Raw genomic sequence first — 17,857 nt, 5'->3', positions numbered from 1 at the left:
GCCCGCACAAGAAAAAGGCCGTTGGCGTTTGCGCGCCAACGGCCTTTTTGTCCGATCGGACGCGAATCGGTCAGTCGACGATCCGCATCGAATAGTCCGTCGCCCGCACGTCCTTCGTCAGCGCGCCGATCGAGATGCGATCGACGCCCGTCTCCGCGAACGTACGCACCGTATCGAAATTGACGCCGCCGGACACTTCGAGCACGGCCTTGCCGGCCGCGACGCGTACCGCTTCGCGCATCATGTCCAGCGTGAAGTTGTCGAGCAGCACCGATTGCGCGCCATGCGCGAGTGCCGCGTCGAGCTGCGCAAGCGTCTCGACTTCGATCTGCACCGGCACGCCCGATTCGAGCGCGAACGCCGCATCGAGGGCTTCACCGACGCCGCCTGCCGCCGCGATGTGGTTCTCCTTGATCAGGATGCCGTCGTACAGCGCGAGACGCTGGTTCTCGCCGCCGCCCACCCGGACCGCGTACTTCTGCGCGAGCCGCAGCCCCGGCAGCGTCTTGCGCGTATCGAGGATCTTCGCGCGCGTACCTTCGACACGATCGACGTAACGGCGCGTCGCCGTCGCGACGCCCGACAGCAGCTGCAGGAAGTTCAGCCCGTTGCGCTCGGCCGTCAGCAACGCGCGCGCCGGCCCCTCGAGTTCGCACACGGCCGAATCGGGCATCATCCGGTCGCCTTCGCGATAGCGCCATTGCACGACGATCGACGGATCGATCCGCGCGATCACGGCCTCGAACCACGGCACGCCGCACAGCACGGCTTCCTCGCGCACGATGATCCGCGCACGGCGGCGCTCGCCGGCCGGCACGAGCCGCCCGGTCTGGTCGCCGGCACCGACGTCCTCGGCGATCGCGTCGGCCACGTTGCGCGCGATCGCTTCGTCGAATGCCGCCCCGTATTGGGCGCGGACGGCGTCGAACAGCGGGGAGACGGCGTTGCTCATGCGGCCCCCACGTTTGCGAACAGCTGCTGGTCGCGCTGCAGGTCGCCGCTCGCCTGCACGCGCTTCTTGTGCGCGGCCGCGAATTCGAGCATCCGGTCGATCGGCAAGCGCGCGCGTTCGCCGATCGCGGGATCGACGAAGATCTCGTTGTGACCGCGCTCGAGCACGTCGGCGAGGTTCGCGAGGCCGTTCATCGCCATCCACGGGCAGTGCGCGCAGCTCTTGCAGGTCGCGCTGTTGCCGGCCGTCGGCGCGGCGATGAAAGTCTTGCCGGGCGCGGCAAGCTGCATCTTGTGCAGGATGCCGAGGTCGGTCGCGACGATGAAGCGCTTCGCGTCGAACTTGACGGCCGCGTCGATCAGCTGCGTGGTCGAGCCGACGACGTCGGCCTGCGCGACGACGTTTTCCGGCGACTCCGGATGCACGAGCACCTTCGCGTCCGGATATTCGGCGCGCAGCAGGTCGAGCTCGATGCCCTTGAACTCGTCGTGGACGAGGCACGAGCCCTGCCACAGCAGCATGTCGGCGCCGGTTTTCTTCTGGATATAGCTGCCGAGATGGCGGTCCGGCGCCCAGATGATCTTTTCGCCGCGCGCGTGCAGGTCGGCCACGATCTCGAGGCCGATGGACGACGTGACCATCCAGTCCGCGCGCGCCTTCACGGCCGCGCTGGTGTTCGCGTAGACGACCACGGTACGGTCCGGATGCGCATCGCAGAACGCCGAGAATTCGTCGACAGGGCAGCCGAGGTCGAGCGAACAGGTCGCGTCGAGATCGGGCATCAGGATTCGCTTGTCCGGGCTCAGGATCTTCGCGGTCTCGCCCATGAAGCGCACGCCGGCGACGACTAGCGTCTGCGCGTCGTGATCGCGGCCGAAGCGAGCCATTTCGAGCGAATCCGCCACGCAGCCGCCCGTTTCGTCGGCCAGTTCCTGCAGTTCGGCATCCACGTAGTAGTGGGCGACGAGCACGGCCTTTTCACGGGCGAGCAACGCCTTGATGCGCGCCTTCAGCGCAGCGCGCTCCTCGGCGGACGGCGCATCGGGCACCTTGGCCCATGCTTGACCGACGCTACAGACGGTGCCTGCCGACACCGGCCGGTCGTACTCGACGGATTTGATCGTCGATTGCATCTCCATATCTCCTGTCGGCCCAAGTTAGCGCTTTAGCGCTTACTTGGGCCCCATGCTACGCGGTCGGCCCAAGTTAGCGCTTTAACGCTTACTTGGGTCCATGCTTCGCGGTCGGTGTGAGCGGTTTTTCGGCCCTGACGCGGCGCCCAAACTTCACACCAATTCCGGCGCCTGGGCCATCCTGCAAAAACGAGCCGCCCAAATGAAAAAACCCCGCCAACGCGGGGTTTGTGACGTCCTGAGATTCTAATCGATTTCGAATCAGGCGTAGCGGCGCAGGCGCGTCGCGAATTCCTGCAGCGCCTTGATGCCGCTTTGTTCTGCGCGATGGCACCAATCCTGTAATTGCGCGAGAAGCTGTTCGCGCGACGCGGTCGAACGGTCCCAGATCGCGGCGAGATCCTGGCGCAGCTGGAAGTACGTATGCAGCTTCTGGCTGTTCGCGAAGATTTCCGGCAGCAGCTTCTTCTGCGGCTCGTCGAGGCCGTCGGCGTCCTTGTGGAACCACTTGCGCGCGCTGCGCATCAACTGGTACTTCTCGCTCGAACCGAGTTCCTTCAGGTGCGCGAGCTCCTGGCGGTAGGCACGCTTGACGGCCTTGCCGTAGCGCGCCATCACTTCGTAGCGGTTCGACAGCACGGCCTGCAGCGTTTCCTGGTCGAGCACCGTCTTCGGCTTGTTCAGGCGCGGCGTGGGCGCGACCTTCTTCACCTTCGCGAGACCGAATGCCGACATGATGCGGATGTACATCCAGCCGATGTCGAACTCGTACCACTTGTTCGACAGCTTCGCCGACGTCGCGAACGTATGGTGGTTGTTGTGCAGTTCCTCGCCGCCGATCACGATGCCCCACGGGAACAGGTTCGTGCTCGCGTCGGCCGAGTTGAAGTTGCGATAGCCCCAGAAGTGACCGAAGCCGTTGACGACGCCCGCCGCCCAGAACGGAATCCACACCATCTGCACAGCCCACACGGTCAGGCCGAGCACGCCGAACAGCGCGACGTCGATGACCATCATCAGGCTCACGCCGAGAATCGGGTACTTCGAGTAGACGTTGCGTTCGATCCAGTCGTTCGGCGTGCCGTGGCTGAACTTGCGCATCGTCTCTTCGTTCTTCGCTTCCGCGCGATACAGCTCGGCGCCCTCGAGGAACACCTTCCAGATGCCGCGCGTCTGCGGGCTGTGCGGATCTTCCTCGGTCTCGCACTTCGCGTGGTGCTTGCGGTGAATCGCGGCCCACTGGCCGGTCAGCATGCCGGTGGTCATCCACAGCCACAGGCGGAAGAAGTGGCTCGCGATCGGATGCAGCTCCAGCGCGCGGTGCGCCTGGCAGCGGTGCAGGTAGACCGTCACGCCGATGATCGTGACGTGCGTGACGGCGAGCGCGAACAACGCGACCTGCCACCACGAAAAATGCAGGAGCCCGTGGGAAAGAAAATCGAGCAGGGAATTCAACAAGGCAGTTACCTGTGATGAGAGCGACGCCCGTTGGCGTCAGAAAAATGAAAGCATACCGCGTGTAGACCAGAATTTTACTTCAACCGTTCCAAGTCTTTGTAAAAAATGAACATTTTCTTGCCCTCACGCAATCCGCGCGGTCCATGGGCGGACTGGGAAAGGCCCGCGATCCGGTTTCGACCGCGAAATCGGTACGATTGACCGGCCGCGAGCGCTATGCCGCCGGCGCGCGCCCGTCCAGCGCACCGTTGGCGGCAGCCGGATCGCGCCCGGCCGCCGCGCCGGCCGCGGGAAAGCCGTCCGGCAGCCCGACCACGCGCACTTCGCGCTGCGGAAACGGAATGGAAATGCCGTGCTCGCCGAACAGCCGCCAGATGTTGCGGTTCACGCTCGAGCGCACACCCGACGTGCCTTTCGCCGCATCCTCGATCCAGAAGCCGAGCTCCAGGTCGATCCCGTCCGCGCCGAAACTCACGAGGTACGGCGTGGGCGCCGGCTCGGCCAGCACGCGCGGCACGTCCTTCGCGGCTTCGGCGAGCAATGCGAGTGCCTGCTCGACGTCGCTCGTGTAGGCGACCTGCACCGCGACCTTCGCGTAGCCGCGCGTCAGGTACGACGACTGGTTCTGCACGACGTCGGTGATCAGCTTCTCGTTCGGGATCAGCGTCTCGTTGCCGTCGAGGCCGCGCACGACCGTGTAGCGCGTGCGGATCTGCGTGACGACGCCCTGCAGCCCGCCGACGCTGATCGCATCGCCGAGCCGCAGCGAGCGGTCGAGCAGGATGATGAAGCCCGACACGTAGTTGCTCGCGATCTTCTGCAGCCCGAACCCGAGGCCGACGCCCACCGCGCCGCCGAACACGCCGAGCACCGTCACGTCAATGCCGACGAGCGACAGCCCGATCAGGATCGCCGCGAACACGAGCAGCGCGCGGCCGACCCGCGACAGCACGACCTTCAGGTTCGCGTCGAGCGTGCTCGCGCGCGACAGGCGATCCTCGAGCACCGAGCCGAGCCACATCGCGACCATCAGCGTCACGCACACCCACAGCGCGCCGGAGATCACCGACAGCAGCGTGAGGTGCGCGGTCGCGACCCGGAACTGCACGCTGTCGAGCCAGCCGAGCACGTCGCGCTGGATGCCGAGCACGGTCATCACCATCGCGGCCCACACGACGGTCGACACGATCTTCTCGACGACCGACAGCCACGCGTGCGTGTGGCCGTCGCGCGCGAACACGCGCCGCGCGAAGAAGAACAGCACGTAGATCAGCCCGATGCCGAACAGCGGCACGAGCGCGAGCGACAGCAGCGACGTCGACATGAACGGCTCGAACGCGAGCTGCGCGCCGCCGACGAACACGCCGCCGAACAACGGAAACAACGCACGCTTCAGGCTTTGCGCGCCCGCGCCCGGCGCGCGTCCGGCTGCCCGGCGCCGCGCATCGATCCGAGCGTGCACGAAGCGCGCGGCCACCCACGCGAGACACAGCGCACCGACGAGAATCGCCGCCTGCCAGATCATCACCGGCTGGTGGAAATCGCGAATCACCGATGCCAGCCGGCGCGACAGCAGGCGGCTCTGCAGACTCTCCATCGTCCGTCCGGCCAGCCGTTACTGCGCGGCGCGGCGTTCGAGCACCGCGGCGAAGAAGCCGTCCGTCGCGTGACGGTGCGGCCACAGCGACAGGTAGTCGCCCGTCTCGAGTTCGACGCGCTGGTCGGCCAGCACCTTCTGCGCCGGCACCAGCACGAACTCGGGATGATCGGCGAGGAACTGTTCGACGATGCGCTCGTTCTCGGCATCGAGCACGCTGCAGGTCGCGTAGACGAGCCGGCCGCCCTTCTTCACGAGGCGCGCGGCGCTCGCGAGGATCGACGCCTGCTTCGGCGTCAGCTCGTCGATCGCGGTGCGCGTCTGGCGCCACTTCAGGTCGGGATTACGGCGCAGCGTGCCGAGGCCGCTGCACGGCGCGTCGACCAGCACGCGGTCGATCTTGCCGGCGAGCCGCTTGATCTTCGCGTCGTGCTCGCTGTCGATCAGCACCGGGTTCACGTTCGACAGCCCGCTGCGCGCGAGGCGCGGCTTCAGCTTCGCGAGGCGCTTCTCCGACACGTCGAACGCATAGAGGCGCCCCGTCGAGCGCATCATCGCGCCGAGCGCGAGCGTCTTGCCGCCCGCGCCCGCGCAGAAATCGACGACCATTTCGCCGCGCCGCGGCGCGACCAGCGAGCACAGCAGCTGGCTGCCTTCGTCCTGCACCTCGATCGCGCCTTCCTCGAACAGCTTCAGGCGCGTCAGCGCCGGCTTGCCGACCACGCGCACGCCGAACGGCGCGAACGGCGTCGCGCCCGCATCGATGCCGCTCGCGCGCAGCGCGTCGATCACCTGGTCGCGGCTCGCCTTCTGCGCGTTGGCACGCAGGTCGAGCGGCGCCGGGTAGTTCAGCGCGGCGGCGAGCTGCGCGAGCTCCTCGGCGTCGAAACGGGCCGACAGCGCCTGGTGAATCCAGTCGGGCAGGTTCGTGCGGATGCGCACTGGCAGGCTCGCCGGATCGATCTTCGACACGTGTTCGAGCCATGCCGACTCGGTGTCGGACAGGAACGGCTTCAGCGCATTGCGACCGACCGTCTGCATCAGGCCCAGCAGCGTGAGGCGCCGCGCGGGCGTGCCGGTGCCGCTCTCGGCCAGATGCGAAAACTCCATCTTCCGGCGCAGCACCGCGAACACGGCCTCGGCGATCACGCCGCGCTCCGCGTGCCCGAGCTTCGGGTGCGCACGGAAGAACCGGCTCGTCGTCGCGTCGGCGGGGCCGGCGAATTTCAGCACCTCGGCCAGCAAAGTCTCGGTCTGGCCGATCAGGAATCCGTGCAGCTTCATACGCCCTCACTCGTTTCGGTATGCGGTTGATCCGCGAAAATCCAGCGCGCCTCGTCGGGCGCCACCACTGCGCGGCCGTTCTCGAGGCGCAGCCGCCCCTCGACGAACCAGCGCACCGCACGCGGATACAGCACATGCTCGACCGCCAGCACACGCCGCGCGAGCGCGGCCGCGTCGTCGCCGGCGCGCACGGGCACCGCGCCCTGCGCGACGATCGCGCCGCTGTCGAGCTCCGGAATGACGAAATGCACGCTCGCGCCATGCAGCGCGACGCCGGCGTCGAGCGCCTGCTGGTGCGTGTGGATGCCCTTGAAGCTCGGCAGCAGCGACGGATGGATGTTGAGCAGCCGGCCTTCGTATCGTCTGACGAATGCGGGCGTCAGGATGCGCATGAAGCCGGCGAGGACGACGAGATCGGGCGAGAAACGGTCGATCTCGGCGGCGAGCGCCGCGTCGAAGCTGTCGCGGCCGTCGAACGACCGGTGGTCGACCACCGCCGTCGCCGCCCCGTGCGACGCGGCAAAAGCCAGTCCGGCCGCATCGGGCCGGTTGGCGATCACGGCGGCAATCTCGGCCGGCCAGCGTTCCTGCGCGCACGCGCGGACGATGGCCTCCATGTTGCTGCCGCGACCGGAAATCAGGATCACGAGTTTTTTCATCCGCGAATTTTACCATTCGCCCTCGCGTTTCCCGCCTTCTCGGCCGTCGGCCCGCCCGAACGTTTATAATCTTCTGCTTTGCGGCATTCCACCGCTCATTCCCCGACGCTGCATCCGCTATCGTGAAAGTCTTCCGCGGCCTGCCCAACGCCGAGAGCCGCGCCCCGTGCGCGCTGACGATCGGCAACTTCGACGGTGTCCATCGCGGCCACCAGGCCCTGCTCGCGCGCGTGCGCGCGGCGGCGGACGCGCGCGGCCTGCCCGTGTGCGTGATGACGTTCGAGCCGCACCCGCGCGAATTCTTCAATCCGGCCGGCGCGCCGCCGCGCATCGCGATGCTGCGCGACAAGCTCGAGGCGCTGCGCGAGCACGGTGTCGACCGCGTCGTCGTCGAGCACTTCAATCACACGTTCGCGAGCCAGTCGCCGCAGGCGTTCGTCGAGCGCACGCTGGTGAACGGGCTGCACACGCGCTGGATGATGGTCGGCGACGATTTCTGCTACGGCGCGAAGCGCGCGGGCACCTTCGACACGCTGAAGGCGGCCGGCGAGCAGCACGGCTTCGAGGTCGAGCAGATGGGCACGGTGGCCGGCAGCGACGGCACGCGCATTTCCAGCTCCGGCGTGCGCGCGTCGCTCGCCGCGGGCGATCTCGACGCGGCCGCGCAGGCGCTCGGCCACGGCTATGCGATCAGCGGCCACGTCGCGCACGGGCTGAAGCTCGGCCGCGATCTCGGCTTCCCGACGCTGAACCTGCCGATCGCGCACAAGCGGCCGGCGCTCGCGGGCATCTTCGTCGTGCAGGTGCACGGCCTCGGCCCCGAGCCGCTGCCGGGCGTCGCGAGCCTCGGGCTGCGTCCGACCGTCGACGATTCGGGCCGCGTGCTGCTCGAAGTCCACCTGCTCGACTGGCACGGCGACGCGTACGGCAAGCTGATCCGTGTCGAATTCCTGAAGAAGCTGCGCGACGAGGCGAAGTTCGACGATCTCGAGGCGCTGTCGCGCGCGATCGCGCTGGACGTCGCGAACGCGCGCGCGTACTTCGTCGAGCGCGACCGTGCGCCGGGCAGCCGGGCGACGGGCTTCGCGACGTCGGCCACCGACCGAATTAGCTGATCCGGACGGCGGCGCCCTGGCGCCGCACCCTCGCGCGCCTGCTCGCGCGCCTACCCGATTCACGACGCCCGAGCGTCCCCCGATTTAGATAGCGATCCCATCATGAGCAACAAGAAAGCCGATTCGAAACCGCAGGCGAAGTATCCGGTCAACCTGCTCGACACGCCGTTCCCGATGCGCGGCGACCTGCCCAAGCGCGAGCCGCAGTGGGTCAAGGAGTGGGAAGAGCGCGGCATCTACGACAAGATCCGCGCGGCCAGCAAGGGCCGGCCGAAGTTCATCCTGCACGACGGCCCGCCGTATGCGAACGGCGACATCCACCTCGGCCACGCGGTCAACAAGATCCTGAAGGACATCGTCGTCAAGTCGCGCAACATGGCCGGCTTCGACGCGCCGTACGTGCCGGGCTGGGATTGCCACGGGATGCCGATCGAAATCCAGATCGAGAAGCAGTTCGGCAAGTCGCTGCCGGCGGCCGAAGTGATGAGCAAGGCGCGCGCGTACGCGACCGAGCAGATCGAGAAGCAGAAGGTCGGCTTCAAGCGCCTGGGCGTGCTCGGCGACTGGGCCAACCCGTACAAGACGATGAACTTCGTGAACGAGGCGGAAGAGATCCGCGCGCTCGGCAAGATCATCGAGAAGGGCTACGTGTATCGCGGGCTGAAGCCGGTGAACTGGTGCTTCGACTGCGGCTCGGCGCTCGCGGAAGCGGAGGTCGAGTACAAGGACCGCACCGACCCGACAATCGACGTGATGTTCGCGTTCGCGGAGCCGGAAAAGACCGCGCACGCGTTCGGCCTGCCGGCGCTGCCGCGCGCCGAAGGCGGCATCGTGATCTGGACCACCACGCCGTGGACGATTCCCGCCAACCAGGCGCTGAACCTCCACCCGGAAATCGTCTACGCGCTGGTCGACACCGAGCGCGGGCTGCTGATCATCGCGCAGGAGCGCGTCGAAGCCTGCATGGCCGACTTCAAGCTGACCGGCCGCGTCGTCGCGACCGCGCCCGGCGTGAAGCTCGCGAACCTGCGCTTCCACCACCCGCTCGCGTCGGCCCACCCCGGCTACCAGCGCACCGCGCCCGTCTACCTCGGCGACTACGTGACGACCGATACGGGTACGGGCGTCGTGCACTCGTCGCCCGCGTACGGCATCGAGGACTTCCAGTCGTGCAAGGCGCACGGGATGACCGATTCCGACATCATCAACCCGGTGATGGGCGACGGCCGCTACATCGAGTCGCTGCCGCTGTTCGGCGGCCTGTCGATCTGGGACGCGAATCCGAAGATCGTCGACGCGCTGAACGCGGCCGGCTCGCTGCTGCGCAGCGAGAAGTACACGCACAGCTACATGCACTGCTGGCGCCACAAGACGCCGATCATCTACCGCGCGACGTCGCAATGGTTCGCCGGCATGGACGTGGCGCCGCGCGACGGCGGCAAGACGCTGCGCGAGACGGCGCTCGAAGGCGTCGACGCGACCGCGTTCTACCCGTCGTGGGGCAAGCAGCGCCTGTTCAGCATGATCGCGAACCGTCCCGACTGGACGCTGTCGCGCCAGCGCCAGTGGGGCGTGCCGATGGCGTTCTTCGTGCACAAGGAAACCGGCGAGTTGCACCCGCGCACGCTCGAGCTGCTCGAGGAAGTCGCGAAGCGCGTCGAGCAGTCGGGCATCGAGGCATGGCAGTCGCTCGACCCGCGCGAGCTGATCGGCGACGACGCGAACCTGTACGAAAAGAACCGCGACACGCTCGACGTGTGGTTCGACTCGGGCACGACGCACTGGCACGTGCTGCGCGGCTCGCACAAGGATCAGCTGCAGTTCCCGGCCGACCTGTACCTCGAAGGCTCCGACCAGCACCGCGGCTGGTTCCACTCGTCGCTGCTCACGGCATCGATGCTCGACGGCCGCGCGCCGTACAAGGGCCTGCTCACGCACGGCTTCACGGTCGACGGCGAAGGCCGCAAGATGAGCAAGTCGCTCGGCAACGGCATCGACCCGCATGAAGTCGCGAACCGCCTCGGCGCGGAAATCATCCGTCTGTGGATCGCGTCGACCGACTATTCGGGCGAGCTCGCGATCTCCGAGGAAATCCTGAAGCGCGTGACCGAAGGCTATCGCCGCATCCGCAACACGCTGCGCTTCCTGCTCGCGAACCTGTCGGATTTCGACTTCGCGCAGCACGCGGTGCCGGTCGACGAATGGCTCGAGATCGACCGCTACGCGGTCGCGTTCTCGCAGCAGCTGCAGACGGAACTGCTCGGCCACTACGAGAAGTACGAGTTCCACCCGGTCGTCGCGAAGCTGCAGACGTACTGCTCGGAGGATCTCGGCGGCTTCTACCTCGACGTGCTGAAGGATCGCCTGTACACGAGCGCCGCCGATTCGCGCGCGCGCCGTTCCGCGCAAACGGCGCTGTACCACCTGACGCAAGGCCTGCTGCGCGTGCTCGCGCCGTTCCTGTCGTTCACGGCGGAAGAAGCGTGGAAGGTGTTCCAGCCGGCGAGCGACACGATCTTCACGGAGACCTACTATGCGTATCCGGAAGTCGCCGGCGCGGCCGCGCTGATCGAGAAGTGGGCGCTGCTGCGCGACGTGCGCGGCAACGTGACGAAGGCGCTCGAGGAAGCGCGCACCGCGAACCGCATCGGTTCGTCGCTGCAGGCCGAAGTGGCCGTGCATGCGAGCGGCGCGCGCTACGACGCGCTGACGAGCCTCGGCGACGATCTGAAGTTCGTGCTGATCACGTCGGCCGCGACGGTCGTCAAGGTCGACGACGACGCGCAGGAAAGCGTCGACGTGGCCGCGTCGAAGTACCAGAAGTGCGAACGCTGCTGGCACTACCGCGAAGATGTCGGCGCGCACGCCGATCATCCGACGTTGTGCGGCCGCTGCTTCTCGAACCTGTTTGAAAACGGCGAAATCCGGAGCGCTGCATAAATATGGCGAAGACCCTGTCGAAACCGGCCAGCGGCGCGCTCGCGCCCTGGCTCGGCATTTCGCTGATCGTGATCCTGTTCGACCAGTTGTCGAAGATCGCGATCCTGAAAACGTTCGCGTACGGCGCGCAGCATGCGCTGACGTCGTTCTTCAATCTCGTGCTGGTGTACAACCGCGGCGCCGCGTTCGGCTTCCTGTCGGCCGCGAGCGGCTGGCAGCGCTGGGCGTTCACCGCGCTCGGCATCGGTGCGACGCTCGTGATCTGCTTCCTGCTGCGCCGTCACGGCCAGCAACGCCTGTTCAGCCTGTCGCTCGCGCTGATCCTCGGCGGCGCGCTCGGCAACGTGATCGACCGGCTCGTCTACGGTCACGTGATCGACTTCCTCGATTTCCACCTCGGCGCGTGGCACTTCCCGGCGTTCAACCTCGCCGACTCCGCGATCACGGTGGGCGCGGTGCTGCTGGTCTACGACGAGCTGCGGCGCGTGCGCGGCACGCGCTGAGCGCGCATACTCCGTGTCGACGGCCGGCTTCGCGCCGGCCGTTCCGTTTGATCCCAGGAGGCCTGAGTTGGCACACGCAGAACTCGCAGGAAAACACCTCGTTCTCGGCCTGACGGGCGGCATCGCCTGCTACAAGATCGCCGAACTCACGCGGCTGCTCGTGAAGGCCGGCGCGACCGTGCAGGTCGCGATGACCGACGCCGCCACCCAGTTCATCACGCCCGTCACGATGCAGGCGCTGTCGGGGCGGCCCGTCTATACGAGCCAGTGGGACGCGCGCATCGACAACAACATGGCGCACATCGACCTGTCGCGCGAAGCCGACGCGATCGTGATCGCGCCCGCGTCGACGGATTTCCTCGCGAAGCTCGCGCACGGGTTCGCCGACGACCTGCTGTCGACGCTGTGCGTCGCACGCGACTGCCCGCTGCTCGTCGTGCCCGCGATGAACCGCCAGATGTGGCAGAACCCGGCCACGCAACGCAACGCCGCGCAACTGCGCGCGGACGGCGTATCGGTGCTCGGCCCGGACTCGGGCGCGCAGGCATGCGGCGAAGTCGGCGACGGCCGCATGCTCGAACCCGAGGCGATCTATGAAGCGATCGTCGCGCACTTCGCGCCGAAGGTGCTCGCGCACCGGCGCGTGCTGATCACGGCCGGGCCGACGTTCGAGCCGCTCGACCCGGTCCGCGGCCTGACGAACCGCTCCAGCGGCAAGATGGGCTTCGCGCTCGCGCGGGCCGCGCAGCAGGCGGGCGCCGACGTGCATCTCGTCGCCGGGCCGGTCGCGCTCGACACGCCGTGGGGCGTGACCCGCCAGGACGTGCAGACCGCGCAGCAAATGTACGACGCGGTGATGCAGGCGGTCGCCGATGCCGACATCTTCATCGCGGTGGCGGCGGTCGCCGACTGGCGCGTCGACCAGCCGGCCGAGCACAAGATGAAGAAGACGGCCGACCGCAAGATGCCGGCGCTCGCGTTCGTCGAGAACCCCGACATCCTCGCGTCGGTCGCCGCGCTGCCCGATGCGCCGTTCTGCGTCGGCTTCGCGGCCGAAAGCGGCGACCTCGACGTGCACGGCGACGAGAAGCGCAAGCGCAAGAACGTGCCGCTGCTCGTCGGCAACCTCGGCCCGCTGACGTTCGGCCGCGACGACAACGAAGTCGTGCTGTTCGAGGCCGCCGGCCTCACGCGCCTGCCGCGCGCGCCCAAGGACGAACTCGCGCATGCGCTCGTCGCGGAAATCGCGAAGCGCTTGCCCGACAACCGCCTGATCTGATCCCGCGCGGCGGCACTGGCCGCCGCGCCCTTCCCGACCGATTCGACGACTGCATGAAACTCGACCTGAAGATTCTCGACGCGCGCATGCGCGACTACCTGCCCGCCTACGCGACCACCGGCAGCGCCGGCCTCGACCTGCGCGCGTGCCTCGACGCCCCGGTCACGCTGAAGCCGGGCGAAACCACGCTCGTGCCGACGGGCCTTGCGATCCACCTCGCCGATCCCGGCTATGCGGCGCTGATCCTGCCGCGCTCGGGCCTCGGCCACAAGCACGGGATCGTGCTCGGCAATCTCGTCGGCCTGATCGACTCCGACTATCAGGGTCAGTTGATGGTCTCGACGTGGAACCGCGGCCAGACCGAATTCGTGCTGAACCCGTTCGAACGGCTCGCGCAGCTCGTGATCGTGCCGGTCGTGCAGGCGCAGTTCAACATCGTCGACGAATTCACCGAGAGCGATCGCGGCGAAGGCGGCTTCGGCAGCACCGGCCGCCACTGAGCCACGCGGCACGAAAAACGGGGCCGCGCGATCAGCGCGCGTGCCGGTGCCGGTAATGCAGCGCGTAGGCGAGCGTCAGCAGCACGACGAACACGACGCCGACCACCATCGTCATCCGGAATTCGCGCGTGAAAGCGGTCGTCAGCAGGATCGCCGCGACGAGCGCCGCGCCGAGCAGGCTGCCGAACGGGTGCCCCCACATCCGGAACGCGAGCGCGGGGCCGCGATACTGGGCACGGAACCGCAGGTGCGTGACGAAGATCATCAGCCAGGTGAACAGCGCGCCGAACATCGCGATCGCCATCATCACCGTGAACGCGGTGTCGGGCGCGAGCGCAACCAGCACGGCCGCCACCGCGACGCCGCTCGTCGAGATCCACAGCGCCGCGCGCGGCACGCCATTCGCGCCGAGCCGGCCGAACACCGCGGGCGCGAGGCGCGCGCGCGACAGGCTGAACATCATCCGCGTCGTCACGTAGAGCTGGCTGTTCATCGCCGACAGCGCCGCGATCAACAGCACGAAGTTGATCACGCCGGCCGCGTACGGCACGTGCGTCGCGGCCATCACCTTCACGAACGGGCTTTCGTCGGTGCCGGCCTGCGTCCACGGCACGATCGCGAGCATCAGCGCGAGCGTCAGCAGGTAGAACAGCACGAGCCGGAACACGGTCGAGCGGAAAGCGCGCGTGACCGCGTGCTGCGGATCGCGCGCCTCGCCGGTCGCGATCGCGACGGCTTCGATGCTCATGTAGCTGAAGATCGCGACGATCACCGCGACCCAGGTACCCCAAGGCCCCCTCGGCATGAAGCCGCCATGCGCGGTGTAGTTCGCGAAACCGACGCCCGATGCGGCCGGCGCCGACCACACGAGAAACGCGCCGAGCACGATGAACACGACGATCGCCGCGATCTTCAGCAACGAGAACGCGTATTCGACCGTCCCGTACAGCGTGACGCTCGCGAGGTTCACCGCGATCAGCAGCGCGGAGAAGCCGATCACCCAGTACCAGCCGGGCACGGCCGGGAACCAGTACTTCATGAACACGGCGATCGCGCTGATCTCGGTGCCGATCGCGAACACGACCGCGAACCAGTACGCATAGCGCACCAGGAAGCCCGCGAGCGGGCCGACGTAATGCTCGGCATACGCGCCGAACGAGCCGGCCGTCGGATGCGCGGCGGTCATTTCCGCGAGCGCGCCCATCAGCAGCAGCGCGATCAGCGCGCCGATCGCATAGGAGACCAGCACGCTAGGGCCGGCGAGCCCGATCGCGAACCCGCTGCCGAGGAACAGCCCCGTGCCGATCGCGCCGCCGATCGCGATCATCGCCATCTGCCCCGACGTCAGCGCGTGGCGCAACCCTTGTTCGCGCGCGACGATATCGTCGAACGACCGTTGTTGTTGTGTCACTGCGTTACCACTCCCCTGCACCACCATCGCGCCGCCGGCGCCGGATAAAACGAAACGGCGCGGAGAACTTCCCGCGCCGTTCACATGAACAACGAATGATCGCTTACTCGACTTCGACCGTCTCTTCGTTCGGCTTGTGCGGCGGATTCGCCAGCTTGTCGAACGACAACTGCACCTTGTCGCTTTCGTCGACGTCGACGGTCACGTGACCGCCGTTGACGAGCTTGCCGAACAGCAGTTCGTCGGCCAGCGCGCGCCGGATCGTGTCCTGGATCAGCCGCTGCATCGGCCGCGCGCCCATCAGCGGGTCGAAGCCGTGCTTCGCGAGATGCTTGCGCAACGCGTCGGTGAAGAGCGCGTCGACCTTCTTCTCGTGCAGCTGTTCCTCGAGCTGAATCAGGAACTTGTCGACCACACGCATGATGATTTCCTCATCGAGCGAGCGGAAGCTGATGATCGCATCCAGGCGGTTGCGGAATTCCGGCGTGAACAGGCGCTTGATGTCGGTCATCTCGTCGCCCGTTTCGCGGCGCGTCGTGAAACCGATCGTCGCCTTCTGCATCGACTCGGCGCCCGCGTTCGTCGTCATGATGATGATGACGTTGCGGAAATCCGCCTTGCGGCCGTTGTTGTCCGTCAGCGTGCCGTGGTCCATCACCTGCAGCAGCACGTTGAAGATGTCCGGATGCGCCTTCTCGATTTCGTCGAGCAGCAGCACGCAATGCGGCTTCTTCGTGACGGCTTCGGTCAGCAGGCCGCCCTGGTCGAACCCGACGTAGCCGGGCGGCGCGCCGATCAGCCGGCTCACCGCGTGACGCTCCATGTATTCCGACATGTCGAAGCGGATCAGCTCGATGCCGAGCGTGAACGCGAGCTGGCGCGCCACTTCGGTCTTGCCGACGCCCGTCGGGCCGGAGAACAGGAACGCGCCGATCGGCTTGTCCATCTTGCCGAGGCCCGCGCGCGCCATCTTGATCGAGGCCGCGAGCGCATCGATCGCCGGATCCTGGCCGAACACGACGCTCTTCAGGTCGCGATCGAGCGTCTGCAGCTTGCTGCGATCGTCCTGCGACACGCTCTGCGCCGGCACGCGCGCGATCTTCGAGATGATTTCCTCGATCTCGCCCTTGCCGATCGTCTTCTTCTGCTTCGACTTCGGCAGGATACGCTGCGCGGCGCCCGCCTCGTCGATCACGTCGATCGCCTTGTCCGGCAGGTGACGGTCGGTGATGAAGCGTGCCGACAGCTCGGCCGCGGCCGACAGCGCCCCCGACGAGTACTTGACGCCGTGATGCTCCTCGAAGCGCGACTTCAGCCCGCGCAGGATCGCGACCGTCTGCTCGACGCTCGGCTCCGTCACGTCGACCTTCTGGAAGCGCCGCGACAGCGCCGCATCCTTCTCGAAGATGCCGCGGTACTCGGTGAACGTCGTCGCGCCGATGCACTTGAGCGTGCCCGACGACAACGCCGGCTTCAGCAGGTTCGATGCATCGAGCGTGCCGCCCGACGCGGCGCCCGCGCCAATCAGCGTATGGATTTCGTCGATGAAGAGGATCGCGTGCGGACGCTCCTTCAGTTCCTTCAGCACCGTCTTCAGACGCTGCTCGAAATCGCCGCGATACTTGGTGCCCGCGAGCAGCGCGCCCATGTCGAGCGAATACACCTGCGCGTTCGCGAGGATGTCCGGCACTTCGCCGCGCGTGATCCGATACGCGAGCCCTTCGGCGATCGCGGTCTTGCCGACGCCGGCTTCGCCGACGAGCAGCGGGTTGTTCTTGCGGCGACGGCACAGCACCTGCACGACGCGCTCGACCTCCGGCTCGCGGCCGATCAGCGGATCGATGCGGCCGTCCTTCGCCATCTGGTTCAGGTTCTGCGTGAACTGCGCGAGCGGCGTTTCCTTCTGCGCGTTCGCGTCCTCGCTTTCCGCGTTCGCGTCGGTCGACTTCGCGGCTTCGCCGCTGTTCGTCTTCGCGATGCCGTGCGAAATGAAGTTCACCACGTCGAGACGCGTGACGCCCTGCTGCTGCAGGTAGTAGACGGCGTGCGAATCCTTCTCGCCGAAGATCGCGACCAGCACGTTCGCGCCGGTGACTTCCTTCTTGCCGTTCGACGTCGACTGGACGTGCATGATCGCGCGCTGGATCACGCGCTGGAACCCGAGCGTCGGCTGGGTATCGACATCGTCGGTGCCCGGGACGGTAGGTGTGTTGTCGTGGATGAAATTGCGCAGGTTCTGACGCAAGTCCTCGATGTTGGCCGCACACGCGCGCAACACCTCGGCTGCCGTCGGATTATCCAGCAGGGCCAGCAGCAGGTGCTCGACCGTAATGAACTCATGGCGCGCCTGGCGTGCTTCCATGAACGCCATGTGCAGGCTGACTTCCAATTCCTGGGCAATCATGCTTCCTCCATCACGCACTGCAGCGGATGCCCTGCCTGCCGCGCATGGGTAACGACTTGCTCAACCTTGGTCGACGCGATGTCCCGCGTATAGACCCCACAAACCCCTCGCCCTTCGCGATGGACCTTCAGCATGATCTGCGTGGCCGTCTCGCGATCCTTCTTGAAATACTCCTGGACCACCATCACGACGAATTCCATCGGCGTGAAGTCGTCGTTCAGCAGCACCACCTTGTACATCGAAGGCGGCTTGAGCTTCTGCTGCTTGCGTTCCAGGACGGTACTGTCCTGCTTGTCCGGGATAATCGCCATACACCCATTCTAAACAACTCGGACAGGCCCGCAATCCTGCCATTACCCGACCGACCGGCCGGCGCCCTCCCCGGTATCCCGGAACACGCGATCGCCCTCGCGCCATACGAAAGCCGGCTGCGGTGCCGGCTTTCACGCATGGCGCGGAACACGAACCGTCAGTGGGAGTCGCACCGGAACGTCGTGTCCGCATCCAGTATCCCACAAGCCGGGACGACTCGAACGCGTGTCACTCGAGCCTGGTATATGAGCCGATTATGCGGCTTTTCAAGCCCCCGCGCTTGGCCACATGCTGCAAAGCAAAGCCGGAA

At 66.9% G+C, this 17,857-nt stretch carries 14 protein-coding genes; 5 read left to right on the top strand and 9 right to left on the bottom strand.

All coding sequences use genetic code 11. From position 1 onward, the window contains the following. Positions 1 to 70: 70 nt before the first annotated feature. The 6 genes from nadC to purN form a co-directional block, all read right to left on the bottom strand. On the bottom strand, positions 71 to 952 hold the full coding sequence (nadC, locus tag LGM42_RS11210; RefSeq protein WP_060311852.1) for a carboxylating nicotinate-nucleotide diphosphorylase: 882 nt from the start codon (positions 950 to 952) through the stop codon (positions 71 to 73). Then, a complete protein-coding gene (gene nadA / locus LGM42_RS11205) occupies positions 949 to 2,085 on the bottom strand; it encodes a quinolinate synthase NadA (protein ID WP_059646652.1) in 1,137 nt (378 codons plus the stop codon). Before nadA ends, nadC begins: the two co-directional genes overlap by 4 nt. Before the next feature lie 261 nt (positions 2,086 to 2,346). Then, on the bottom strand, positions 2,347 to 3,543 hold the full coding sequence (locus LGM42_RS11200) for an acyl-CoA desaturase (protein WP_059576842.1): 1,197 nt from the start codon (positions 3,541 to 3,543) through the stop codon (positions 2,347 to 2,349). A 214-nt stretch (positions 3,544 to 3,757) separates the two neighbouring features. After that, on the bottom strand, positions 3,758 to 5,140 hold the full coding sequence (locus LGM42_RS11195; RefSeq protein WP_226232241.1) for a mechanosensitive ion channel family protein: 1,383 nt from the start codon (positions 5,138 to 5,140) through the stop codon (positions 3,758 to 3,760). Positions 5,141 to 5,158: 18 nt separating this feature from the next. Continuing rightward, entirely contained in the window at positions 5,159 to 6,424 is a 1,266-nt protein-coding gene (locus LGM42_RS11190) for an RsmB/NOP family class I SAM-dependent RNA methyltransferase (protein WP_060966758.1), read from the bottom strand. Then, a complete protein-coding gene (gene purN / locus LGM42_RS11185) occupies positions 6,421 to 7,083 on the bottom strand; it encodes a phosphoribosylglycinamide formyltransferase (protein ID WP_059646210.1) in 663 nt (220 codons plus the stop codon). The genes LGM42_RS11190 and purN overlap by 4 nt, the downstream gene beginning before the upstream one ends. Before the next feature lie 122 nt (positions 7,084 to 7,205). Between purN and LGM42_RS11180 the strand changes: the two genes are divergently transcribed. The 5 genes from LGM42_RS11180 to dut all read left to right on the top strand — a co-directional run bounded on the left by LGM42_RS11180 (position 7,206) and on the right by dut (position 13,420). After that, positions 7,206 to 8,198 (top strand): bifunctional riboflavin kinase/FAD synthetase, encoded by a 993-nt coding sequence (locus tag LGM42_RS11180; protein WP_059576853.1) that lies wholly within the window; start codon positions 7,206 to 7,208, stop codon positions 8,196 to 8,198. Between the two features lie 102 nt (positions 8,199 to 8,300). After that, complete coding sequence (gene ileS / locus LGM42_RS11175) at positions 8,301 to 11,138, top strand: isoleucine--tRNA ligase (RefSeq protein WP_059576856.1); 2,838 nt, start codon at positions 8,301 to 8,303, stop codon at positions 11,136 to 11,138. 2 nt (positions 11,139 to 11,140) lie between these two features. Further along, positions 11,141 to 11,641, top strand: a complete 501-nt coding sequence (gene lspA / locus LGM42_RS11170) for a signal peptidase II (RefSeq protein WP_226232240.1) — start codon at positions 11,141 to 11,143, stop codon at positions 11,639 to 11,641. A 67-nt stretch (positions 11,642 to 11,708) separates the two neighbouring features. Next, positions 11,709 to 12,920, top strand: a complete 1,212-nt coding sequence (gene coaBC, locus LGM42_RS11165) for a bifunctional phosphopantothenoylcysteine decarboxylase/phosphopantothenate--cysteine ligase CoaBC (protein ID WP_059576862.1) — start codon at positions 11,709 to 11,711, stop codon at positions 12,918 to 12,920. Between the two features lie 53 nt (positions 12,921 to 12,973). Further along, positions 12,974 to 13,420 (top strand): dUTP diphosphatase, encoded by a 447-nt coding sequence (dut, locus tag LGM42_RS11160; protein WP_060966753.1) that lies wholly within the window; start codon positions 12,974 to 12,976, stop codon positions 13,418 to 13,420. 31 nt (positions 13,421 to 13,451) lie between these two features. Here the strand turns inward: dut and LGM42_RS11155 are convergent, their stop codons facing one another. From LGM42_RS11155 to clpS, 3 genes are all read right to left on the bottom strand, one after another. Next, on the bottom strand, positions 13,452 to 14,831 hold the full coding sequence (locus LGM42_RS11155) for an amino acid permease (RefSeq protein WP_226232239.1): 1,380 nt from the start codon (positions 14,829 to 14,831) through the stop codon (positions 13,452 to 13,454). A gap of 103 nt (positions 14,832 to 14,934) precedes the next feature. Next, positions 14,935 to 17,235, bottom strand: coding sequence for an ATP-dependent Clp protease ATP-binding subunit ClpA (gene clpA / locus LGM42_RS11150; RefSeq protein WP_059576869.1), 2,301 nt, complete (start codon positions 17,233 to 17,235; stop codon positions 14,935 to 14,937). Further along, positions 17,232 to 17,546 (bottom strand): ATP-dependent Clp protease adapter ClpS, encoded by a 315-nt coding sequence (gene clpS / locus LGM42_RS11145; RefSeq protein ID WP_006398529.1) that lies wholly within the window; start codon positions 17,544 to 17,546, stop codon positions 17,232 to 17,234. Before clpS ends, clpA begins: the two co-directional genes overlap by 4 nt. Positions 17,547 to 17,857 lie beyond the last annotated feature (311 nt).

It is taken from the genome of Burkholderia sp. AU39826 (assembly GCF_020419965.1).
GTDB classification, from domain to species: domain Bacteria; phylum Pseudomonadota; class Gammaproteobacteria; order Burkholderiales; family Burkholderiaceae; genus Burkholderia; species Burkholderia semiarida.
This window is presented reverse-complemented; position numbering and strand designations above follow the sequence as displayed.